The sequence below is a fragment of the Streptomyces glaucescens genome (assembly GCF_002154375.1).
In the GTDB taxonomy this organism is placed as follows: domain Bacteria; phylum Actinomycetota; class Actinomycetes; order Streptomycetales; family Streptomycetaceae; genus Streptomyces; species Streptomyces glaucescens.
Map to the genome: position 1 here is coordinate 1 of NZ_MUND01000417.1, position 8,931 is coordinate 8,931.

Annotated in this window: 11 protein-coding genes; 7 read left to right on the plus strand and 4 right to left on the minus strand. The window is 70.6% G+C overall.

Annotated elements, in window-relative coordinates; genetic code table 11:
- Positions 1–87 precede the first annotated feature (87 nt).
- The 3 genes from CCN42_RS25675 (at position 88) to CCN42_RS25685 (ending at position 2,295) form a co-directional block, all read left to right on the plus strand.
- Entirely contained in the window at positions 88–1,233 is a 1,146-nt protein-coding gene (locus CCN42_RS25675) for a GAF domain-containing sensor histidine kinase (RefSeq protein ID WP_086739177.1), read from the plus strand.
- Positions 1,226–1,867, plus strand: coding sequence for a response regulator (locus CCN42_RS25680; protein ID WP_086739179.1), 642 nt, complete (start codon positions 1,226–1,228; stop codon positions 1,865–1,867). Before CCN42_RS25675 ends, CCN42_RS25680 begins: the two co-directional genes overlap by 8 nt.
- 182 nt (positions 1,868–2,049) lie before the next feature.
- Positions 2,050–2,295: a chaplin gene (locus CCN42_RS25685; protein WP_086739181.1), complete on the plus strand. Its 246-nt coding sequence runs from the start codon at positions 2,050–2,052 to the stop codon at positions 2,293–2,295.
- A gap of 164 nt (positions 2,296–2,459) precedes the next feature.
- Here the strand turns inward: CCN42_RS25685 and CCN42_RS25690 are convergent, their stop codons facing one another.
- Positions 2,460–3,248: a hypothetical protein gene (locus CCN42_RS25690; protein WP_086739183.1), complete on the minus strand. Its 789-nt coding sequence runs from the start codon at positions 3,246–3,248 to the stop codon at positions 2,460–2,462.
- 151 nt (positions 3,249–3,399) lie between these two features.
- Here CCN42_RS25690 and CCN42_RS25695 point away from each other — a divergent pair, with 151 nt between their 5' ends.
- The 3 genes from CCN42_RS25695 to CCN42_RS25705 all read left to right on the plus strand — a co-directional run bounded on the left by CCN42_RS25695 (position 3,400) and on the right by CCN42_RS25705 (position 5,816).
- Complete coding sequence (locus CCN42_RS25695; RefSeq protein WP_043499573.1) at positions 3,400–4,197, plus strand: ABC transporter ATP-binding protein; 798 nt, start codon at positions 3,400–3,402, stop codon at positions 4,195–4,197.
- A gap of 105 nt (positions 4,198–4,302) precedes the next feature.
- Positions 4,303–4,734, plus strand: a complete 432-nt coding sequence (locus CCN42_RS25700) for an NfeD family protein (protein WP_086169353.1) — start codon at positions 4,303–4,305, stop codon at positions 4,732–4,734.
- Positions 4,735–4,865: 131 nt separating this feature from the next.
- Positions 4,866–5,816, plus strand: coding sequence for an SPFH domain-containing protein (locus tag CCN42_RS25705; RefSeq protein ID WP_086169352.1), 951 nt, complete (start codon positions 4,866–4,868; stop codon positions 5,814–5,816).
- 96 nt (positions 5,817–5,912) lie between these two features.
- Here CCN42_RS25705 and CCN42_RS25710 read toward each other — a convergent pair whose 3' ends face one another.
- From CCN42_RS25710 to CCN42_RS25720, 3 genes are all read right to left on the minus strand, one after another.
- Positions 5,913–6,419, minus strand: a complete 507-nt coding sequence (locus tag CCN42_RS25710; RefSeq protein ID WP_086739185.1) for an HNH endonuclease — start codon at positions 6,417–6,419, stop codon at positions 5,913–5,915.
- A gap of 144 nt (positions 6,420–6,563) precedes the next feature.
- Positions 6,564–7,103: a YbhB/YbcL family Raf kinase inhibitor-like protein gene (locus CCN42_RS25715; protein ID WP_086739187.1), complete on the minus strand. Its 540-nt coding sequence runs from the start codon at positions 7,101–7,103 to the stop codon at positions 6,564–6,566.
- A 40-nt stretch (positions 7,104–7,143) separates the two neighbouring features.
- Positions 7,144–7,926 (minus strand): sporulation protein, encoded by a 783-nt coding sequence (locus CCN42_RS25720; protein WP_086169349.1) that lies wholly within the window; start codon positions 7,924–7,926, stop codon positions 7,144–7,146.
- 94 nt (positions 7,927–8,020) lie between these two features.
- Between CCN42_RS25720 and CCN42_RS25725 the strand changes: the two genes are divergently transcribed.
- A complete protein-coding gene (locus tag CCN42_RS25725; RefSeq protein ID WP_086739189.1) occupies positions 8,021–8,662 on the plus strand; it encodes a DNA-3-methyladenine glycosylase in 642 nt (213 codons plus the stop codon).
- The last annotated feature ends 269 nt before the right edge of the window (positions 8,663–8,931 follow it).

Sequence of the window (8,931 nt, forward strand, 5' to 3'; positions counted from 1 at the left end):
TGCGGACACGGCCTAGGACCGCGGGACCAGACCACCGCCGTCACCGGTCCGATCCGCGCTGTCACACCCCGCCGGTAGCGTGGAGTCATGAGTCAAGGCCCCCGGACCGGCCTCGCCGCGGTCAGCTCCGCGCTGCTGGCCATGAGCAGGCACCTGGAAGTGCGCGACGTCCTCAAGACGATCGTCGCCTCCGCCCGCGAACTGCTCGACGCGCAGTACGCCGCCCTCGGTGTCCCCGACGACCACGGCGGCTTCGCCCAGTTCGTGGTCGACGGCGTCAGCGAGGAGCAGTGGAAGGCCATCGGCCCCCTGCCGCGCCAGCACGGCATCCTCGCCTCGATGCTCCACGAGGCCCGCGCCGAACGCCTCGCCGACGTGCGCAAGGACCCCCGCTTCGAGGGCTGGCCGTCCGCCCACCCGGAGCTGGCCGACTTCCTGGGCCTGCCCATCCGCGACGGCGACGAGATCATCGGCGCCCTGTTCCTGGCCAACAAGAACTGCCCCCGCCCGGACGGCGCCTGCGGCTTCACCGAGGACGACGAGGAACTGCTCGCCATCCTCGCCCAGCACGCGGCCATCGCCCTCACCAACGCGCGGCTCTACGAACGCAGCCGCGAGCTGACCATCGCCGAGGAGCGCTCCCGCCTCGCCCACGAGCTGCACGACGCCGTCAGCCAGAAGCTGTTCTCGCTGCGCCTGACCGCCCAGGCCGCCGCCGCCCTGGTCGACCGCGACCCGGGCCGCGCCAAGGGCGAACTACAGCAGGTCGCCGCGCTCGCCGCCGAAGCCGCGGACGAGCTGCGCGCCGCCGTCGTCGAACTGCGTCCCGCCGCCCTCGACGAGGACGGCCTCGTCGCCACCCTGCGCACCCAGATACAGGTCCTGGACCGCGCGCACAGCGCGCGCGTCACCTTCGACAGCCACGGGGTGCGCGCCCTGCCCGCCGCCCAGGAGGATGCCCTCCTGCGGGTCGCCCAGGAAGCCCTGCACAACGCGCTGCGGCACTCCGGCGCCGACCACGTCGACGTCTCCCTGGACAAGCGCGGCAGCGGCGCGGTCCTGCGCGTCACGGACGACGGCAGCGGCTTCGACCCGCGCGGGGTGCGCCGCGCCGGCCGCCATCTGGGCCTGGTCTCCATGCGGGACCGGGCGAGCGGGGTCGGCGGCAGACTGACCGTGGAGTCGGCGCCCGGCAAGGGCACCACGATCGAGATGGAGGTCCCCGGTGGCTGACGCAATCAAGGTGCTGCTCGTCGACGATCACCAGGTCGTCCGCCGGGGCCTGCGCACCTTCCTGGAGGTGCAGGACGACATAGAGGTCGTCGGCGAGGCCGCCGACGGCACCGAGGGCGTCGAGCGCGCCGAGGAACTCAAACCCGACGTCGTGCTCATGGACGTCAAGATGCCGGGCATGGACGGCGTCGAGGCACTGCGCAGACTGCGGGAACTGGACAACCCCGCGCGCGTGCTGATCGTCACCAGCTTCACCGAGCAGCGCACGGTGGTCCCGGCCCTGCGCGCCGGCGCCGCCGGGTACGTCTACAAGGACGTGGACCCCGACGCGCTGGCCGGCGCCATCCGCTCGGTGCACGCCGGGCACATCCTGCTCCAGCCGGAGGTGGCGGGCGCCCTGCTCTCCCAGGAGGACGCGGGCTCCGGCCAGGGCAGGGCCGGATCGCTCACCGAGCGGGAGCGCGAGGTGCTGGGCCTGATCGCCGACGGCCGCTCCAACCGGGAGATCGCCCGCGCCCTGGTGCTCTCCGAGAAGACCGTGAAGACCCACGTGTCGAACATCCTGATGAAGCTGGACCTGGCGGACCGCACCCAGGCCGCCCTGTGGGCCGTTCGCCATGGCGTCACCGGCTGAGAGGCCCTGCGCACGGCACTACGGAGGACAACACGGAGGGTCCCGTTCCGAGCTGAGATTCCGAGCTGAGATTCATACTGTCGTGGGAATGTCCCTCACATGGCGCAACCTGTGCGGATCTCCGCCGTTCTCCAGTGCGTGCCGCGGCGACTGCCGCGGTGAACGCCAGAGAGGGCTGAGAAGTGAAGAACCTGAAGAAGGCAGCTGCCGTGACGATGGCGGCCGGTGGTCTGGTGGCCGCCGGTGCGGGCATGGCCTCCGCCACCGACGGCTCGTCGGCGACCGGCAGGGCCGAGCACTCGCCGGGCGTCGTCTCGGGCAACCTCGTCCAGGCCCCGGTGCACGTCCCGGTGAACGCGGTCGGCGACAGCGTGGACGTGATCGGTGTGCTGAACCCGGCCTTCGGCAACCTGGGCCTCAACCACTGAGTGCGGCCGGGGCCGACGACCTCGCCGTGCCCATGATCCGTACGGGCCCATGACTTCCCTCGGCTGACCCACCACGGGCAGGGACAGGGCCGCACGAGCCGCCGACGACCCGTGCGGCCCTTCCGCCGCCGGTCCGCGGCACACCGCTCACCGGCACCGCGCGCTCACCGCATCCCGCGCTCCCGCTCCTCCACCATCGAGTTGTACGCCGCGACCTGCGCCCGCCGCGCCGTCCGCTCCACCGGCCGCAGCGCCTGCGTCCGAGCCGCCATCTCGGCGGCGCTCACCGCGCCCCCGTGCCCGTTCTCGGACGCCAACGCGATCAGCGTGCCGATCCGCTGCGCCAGCTCCAGCACCCGCACCGCCCGCGGCGGATACCCCGGCGCCAGCACCTCCCGCCCACGCTCGGCGCGCGCCCGGTAGGCGTCGATCGCCGCTTCCGCGACCGGCCCCGAAGCGGCCACGTCCAGCCGGGTCAGCACCTCCGTCGCCTCCCGCAGCGCCTCCGCCAGCTCCCGCTCCGCCTCACCCAGCGAGGGCACATCGGCCGGCGGCGCCTCCCGCACCGCCAGACAGTGCCAGACGACCTCCACATGCACATCGCCCTCGGGCCCCGCCTCGGACACCTCCGGCACCAGACCCAGCGCGGTGCCGTAACAGATCACCGCCTCCTCGGCGTCCAGCGCCCGCGTGTTGAACTCCGGCGGCCCGCTCAGCCCCAGCGGATGCCCCGGCGCGGGCAGCGCGACCCGCAGCCCCGTGGCCCCCAGCGCCCGCAGCCGCCCCAGCGCCAGCGTGAGCCCGACGGGCGCCGGCTCGTCCGGCAGCCCCGCCACCCGGTGGACGGCATCGTCCCCGACGATGGCGAGTGCGGCCTCGTCCGGTGAGACAAGTCCGGCAAGAAGGGCATTTCCCCAAGCGGCAAGGCGACCAGAGCGCGGTTCCGTGAGCATGCCCCCACCCTAAGGACCGGACCGAGGGAATGTCCGGGTCGACCGGTGGCGTAGATTTCATGGAGGGCTGCGCCCACCGGCGCGACCGACCGAGCCACAGGCGTACGCGACAGCCGAGACCGGCGACACTGCAAGGGGAGACAACGCGCTCATGAGCGATGTTCTGGAGCTTCAGGACGTATCCGTGGTCCGCGAGGGCCGGGCTCTGGTGGACCAGGTCTCCTGGTCGGTCAAGGAGGGCGAGCGCTGGGTCATCCTCGGCCCGAACGGCGCCGGCAAGACCACCCTCCTCAACGTCGCCTCGAGCTACCTCTACCCCAGCACGGGCACCGCCACCATCCTCGGCGAGACCCTCGGCCGGCCCGGCACCGACGTCTTCGAACTGCGCCCCCGCATCGGCATGGCCGGCATCGCCATGGCCGACAAGCTCCCCAAGCGCCAGACCGTCCTGCAGACCGTGCTCACCGCCGCCTACGGCATGACCGCCGCCTGGCAGGAGGAGTACGAGGACGTCGACGAGCAGCGCGCCCGCGCCTTCCTCGACCGCCTCGGCATGTCCGACTACCTGGACCGCAAGTTCGGCACCCTCTCCGAGGGCGAGCGCAAGCGCACGCTCATCGCCCGCGCCCTGATGACCGACCCCGAGCTGCTGCTCCTCGACGAGCCCGCCGCCGGCCTCGACCTCGGCGGCCGCGAGGACCTGGTCCGCCGCCTCGGCCGGCTCGCCCGCGACCCGATCGCCCCCTCGATGCTCATGGTCACCCACCACGTCGAGGAGATCGCCCCCGGCTTCACCCACGTCCTCATGATCCGCCAGGGCAAGGTGCTCGCCGCGGGTCCCCTGGAGCTCGAACTCACCTCCCGCAACCTCTCCCTCTGTTTCGGCCTCCCGCTCGTCGTCGAGCAGGTCGGCGACCGCTGGACCGCCCAGGGATTGCCGCTCGCCTGACCTCCGGGCCACGGACCGGGCCGGGCCGCCAACACCCTCGCCCGCGCGGCGCGTTCGAGGATCGCGCCCTGTCGGCGGCGGGACCCGCGGACCTACCATGGCCGTGTGAACGACATCGACGCATGGGTGTGGTGGCTCGTCGGCGCGGCCGCGCTCGGGATCGGGCTCGTGGTGACCGCCATGCCCGAACTGGGCATGCTCGCGGCGGCCGGTGTGGCCGCCGCCGTCGCCGCCGCCCTCGGCGGCGACATCGTGGTCCAGGTACTCGTCTTCGTCGCGGTCTCGGCCGCCCTCGTGGCGGTCGTACGCCCCATCGCGGCCCGGCACCGCTCCCAGCGGCCCCAACTCGCCAGCGGAGTCGAGGCGTTGAAGGGAAGACAAGCCGTCGTCCTGGAACGCGTCGACGCCTCCGGCGGACGCATCAAGCTCGCGGGCGAGGTCTGGTCGGCCCGGGCCCTCGACACCGGCCACACCTACGAAGTCGGCCAGGAGGTCGACGTGGTGGACATCGAGGGGGCCACGGCGATCGTCATGTGACCTCGGATGACGCAACTCGACCGAACACCCCCCGAGTCGGGTGACGGTCTGCGAGACTCGACCAGCAAGATCTTCTCAACCATAAGATCTTCCAAAAGCGCCGAGGCGGAGAAGGGTACGGGGAAGCGACGATGGAACCGATCATCATCGTCTTGATCATCCTGGTGGTGTTGGTCTTCATCGCCCTGATCAAGACGATCCAAGTCATCCCACAGGCCAGCGCGGCCATCGTGGAGCGCTTCGGCCGCTACACACGGACCCTCAACGCGGGCCTCAACATCGTCGTCCCGTTCATCGACACGATCCGCAACCGCATCGACCTGCGCGAGCAGGTCGTGCCCTTCCCGCCGCAGCCGGTGATCACCCAGGACAACCTGGTCGTCAACATCGACACGGTCATCTACTACCAGGTCACCGACGCACGGGCCGCCACCTACGAGGTCGCCAGCTACATCCAGGCGATCGAGCAGCTCACCGTCACCACCCTGCGCAACATCATCGGCGGCATGGACCTGGAACGCACCCTGACCTCCCGCGAGGAGATCAACGCGGCCCTGCGCGGCGTCCTCGACGAGGCCACCGGCAAGTGGGGCATCCGCGTCAACCGCGTCGAACTCAAGGCCATCGAGCCGCCCACCTCCATCCAGGACTCGATGGAGAAGCAGATGCGCGCCGACCGCGACAAGCGTGCCGCCATCCTCCAGGCCGAAGGTGTCCGCCAGTCGGAGATCCTGCGCGCCGAGGGCGAGAAGCAGTCCCAGATCCTGCGCGCCGAGGGCGAGGCCAAGGCCGCCGCACTGCGCGCCGAGGGCGAGGCCCAGGCCGTCCGCACGGTCTTCGAGGCGATCCACGCCGGCGACCCCGACCAGAAGCTGCTCAGCTACCAGTACCTCCAGATGCTCCCGAAGATCGCCGAAGGCGACGCCAACAAGCTCTGGATCGTTCCCAGCGAGATCGGCGACGCCCTCAAGGGCCTCTCCGGCGCCATGGGCAACTTCGGCGGCCTCGGCGGCGGTTCGGGCAACGGCGGAGCCAACGGCACCTCCACCCAGGACCGCCGCGAAAAGCCGACCCTCGACTGACAGCACCGATGAGACAACGGTTCCCCGCGCCCCGTCAGGGGCGCGGGGAACCGCGCGTCAGGCCACGAACCACCCGCGGAGCCAAACCCCTGCGGTCTACGCGGCATCGAACGCGAGCCACTCCGGCAGCGCCTCGAACTCGTCCCGCCCCAGAGCCAGGAGCATCGCATCCTCCGGCGACGGCTCGAACGGCTTGGAAAGCAACGGCATGCCCGCCTGCTCCGGCGTCCGGTCCGCCTTGCGGTGATTGTCCTCCGCACACGAGGCGACCGTGTTCAGCCAGGTGTCCCCGCCACCCTGCGACCGCGGCACCACGTGGTCCACGGTCGTCGCCCGCCGGCCGCAGTACGCGCACCGGTGCCGGTCCCGCGCCAGCACGCCCCGCCTCGACCACGCGGCTTGTCTTCGGAATGGCACCCGTACGTACCTGCACAGCCGGATCACCCGCGGCGCCGGTATGTCGACCTCCGCTCCCCGCATCCGCAGTTCGGGGTGGGCCTGCTCGACGACGGCCTTGTCCTGGAGCACCAGAACGACGGCTCGGTTCAGCGTCACCGTCGACAACGGCTCGAAACTCGCGTTGAGTACCAGCGTGTCCCGCATACCAGCCCACCTCCCGTGTGCACCGGCCCACCCCCTCGGCGGGCTGGATCAACTCTGGCCGGGCCCGCCGAGATGGACAACGCAATAAAAATGCCCGCCCCTGATCACTTCCATGACCAGGAGCGGGTAAACGCCAGGTGAACCTCAGGCTTCGGCGGGCACCTCGTACTCACCGATCAGCTGGGCCCGCGCCAGCGTGTGGAAGCGCAGGTTGAAGCCCACCACGGCAGGACTGGCGTCCGCGTCCGGACCGAGCTTCTCCTGGTCCACCGCGTACACCGTGAACACATAGCGGTGCGGCCCGTCCCCGGGCGGCGGCGCGGCACCGCCGAAGTCCTTCGTGCCGTAGTCGTTCCGCGCGTGCACGGCTCCCTCGGGCAGACCCTCGAACTTGCCGCTGCCGGCACCCGCCGGCAGTTCGGTCACGGAGGCCGGGATGTCGAACACGACCCAGTGCCAGAACCCGCTGCCGGTCGGGGCGTCCGGGTCGTAGCAGGTCACGGCGAAGCTCTTGGTCCCGTCCGGGAAGCCCTCCCACCGCAGCTGCGGTGAGGTGTTGCCCTTCGCGTGGACCTGAGCGTCCTTCAGCGTGGCGCCCTCCTCGACGTCCGCGCTGGTCACCGTGAAGGACGGCACGGGCGGATGGAAGTCGTGGGGGAGAGGCCGCCGCTTGAGCTCGGTCACCTCGGTACCTCCTGATCGTTTCGGTCCGTGGGTACCGAGACTAGAACCAGTTGCGCCGGGAGCCGACCTCGGACAGCCACTGGTTGAGGTACGCCGCCCAGTCGGTCCCCTGATAGTCGTTGAGCCCGACCTGGAACGACCGGAACGTGTCGCTGCCCTCGCTGAACATGCCCGGCTTCTTGTCCATCTCCAGGACGACGTCCATCGCGTTCTGATCGGCCACGAAGCTCAGCTCGACCTGGTTCAGCCCGCGGTACTGCTGCGGCGGCAGGAACTCGATCTCCTGGTAGAACGGCAGCTTCTGCCGGGTGCCCCGGATGTGGCCGCGCTCCATGTCCGCGTTCTTGAAGCGGAAGCCGAGCTGGACGAACGCGTCGAGGATCGCCTTCTGCGCCGGCAGCGGGTGCACGTTGATCGGGTCCAGGTCACCGGAGTCCACGGCCCGCGCGATCTCGAGCTCGGTCGTCACCCCGATGTCCATACCGCGCAGCGCCTGGCCGTCGATCATCGTGATCGGCGTCTCCCACGGGATGTCCAGCGTGAACGGCACCGCGTGCACCGCGTTCGCCTGGAGCTCGAAGGCACCACCGAGGCGCACCTTGGTGAACTCGATGTCCTGCTTGTACTCGGTGTCCTGGCCCTCGACCTCGACCCGTGCCTGCAGACCCACCGACAGCGCCTCGATCTGCTGGTTGACGGACCCGCCCTGGATCCGCACCTCGCCCTGGACGACCCCGCCCGGCACCACGTTGACCTCGGTCAGCACCGTCTCGACGGACGCCCCGCCGGCACCCAGGCTCGCGAGCAGCTTCTTGAACGGCATGACTCTCCCTTAAGCGAGTGGACCCTTGATCCCTACAAACGCGATCCGGCGGCCCCCGGTTCCGCGCCCTCCCCCTGCACTACCCTCGGACGGCATGATCGCGACCCCCGACCGTACGCCCCTGCCCCGAGAGTTCTTCGACCGCCCCGTCCTCGAGGTCGCCCCCGACCTCCTGGGGCGCGTCCTCGTACGCACCACCCCGGACGGTCCGATCGCCCTGCGCCTGACCGAGGTCGAGGCCTACGACGGCCAGAACGACCCGGGTTCCCACGCCTACCGGGGCCGCACCCCTCGCAACGCCGTGATGTTCGGCCCGCCCGGCCATGTGTACGTCTACTTCACCTACGGCATGTGGCACTGCATGAACCTCGTGTGCGGACCGGAGGGCCGAGCCGGCGCCGTCCTGCTCCGCGCGGGCGAGATCATCGAGGGCGCCGAGCTGGCCCGGACCCGTCGACTCTCGGCCCGGAACGACAAGGAACTGGCCAAAGGCCCGGCCCGCCTGGCCACCGCCCTCGACGTGGACCGCGCTCAGGACGGCGTGGACGCCTGCGCCACCGCCGACACCCCGCTCCGCATGCTGACCGGTACTCCTATCCCTTCCGACCAGGTACGCAACGGTCCGCGCACCGGGGTCTCCGGAGAAGGGGCCGTGCACCCGTGGCGTTTCTGGGTCGCCGACGACCCGACGGTGAGCCCCTACCGGGCCCACGTCCCCCGCCGACGACGCACTTGACTCCGCTCGCGCGAGTCCGTAACGTGGCACGAGCCGTTGAACCGGGTACTGCCATCGACAGCAGCCGGAGCGGACAACCCACTACTTGCGACATCCCCTCAGCCGGGATGAATTCTGACGTGTCCGCACGTCCGAATTCAGAACCGCGGAAGCTCGATTATGAGCTGGCAAGGGAATGGGCTAACGTAGTGAATGTCGAAAGGCCGCAGGGCGAAAGCCCAAAGCCCAAGACGCTCCCGCCGACAGGGAATCGGATCGGAAAAAGATCT

Excerpts from the sequence above, each read along its gene's own strand:
- CCN42_RS25705 (WP_086169352.1), top strand. The coding sequence starts at position 4,866 with ATGGAACCGATCATCATCGTCTTGATCATCCTGGTGGTGTTGGTCTTC.
- CCN42_RS25720 (WP_086169349.1), bottom strand. The coding sequence starts at position 7,926 with ATGCCGTTCAAGAAGCTGCTCGCGAGCCTGGGTGCCGGCGGGGCGTCC.
- CCN42_RS25710 (WP_086739185.1), bottom strand. The coding sequence starts at position 6,419 with ATGCGGGACACGCTGGTACTCAACGCGAGTTTCGAGCCGTTGTCGACG.
- CCN42_RS25725 (WP_086739189.1), top strand. The coding sequence starts at position 8,021 with ATGATCGCGACCCCCGACCGTACGCCCCTGCCCCGAGAGTTCTTCGAC.
- CCN42_RS25690 (WP_086739183.1), bottom strand. The coding sequence starts at position 3,248 with ATGCTCACGGAACCGCGCTCTGGTCGCCTTGCCGCTTGGGGAAATGCC.
- CCN42_RS25675 (WP_086739177.1), top strand. The coding sequence starts at position 88 with ATGAGTCAAGGCCCCCGGACCGGCCTCGCCGCGGTCAGCTCCGCGCTG.
- CCN42_RS25695 (WP_043499573.1), top strand. The coding sequence starts at position 3,400 with ATGAGCGATGTTCTGGAGCTTCAGGACGTATCCGTGGTCCGCGAGGGC.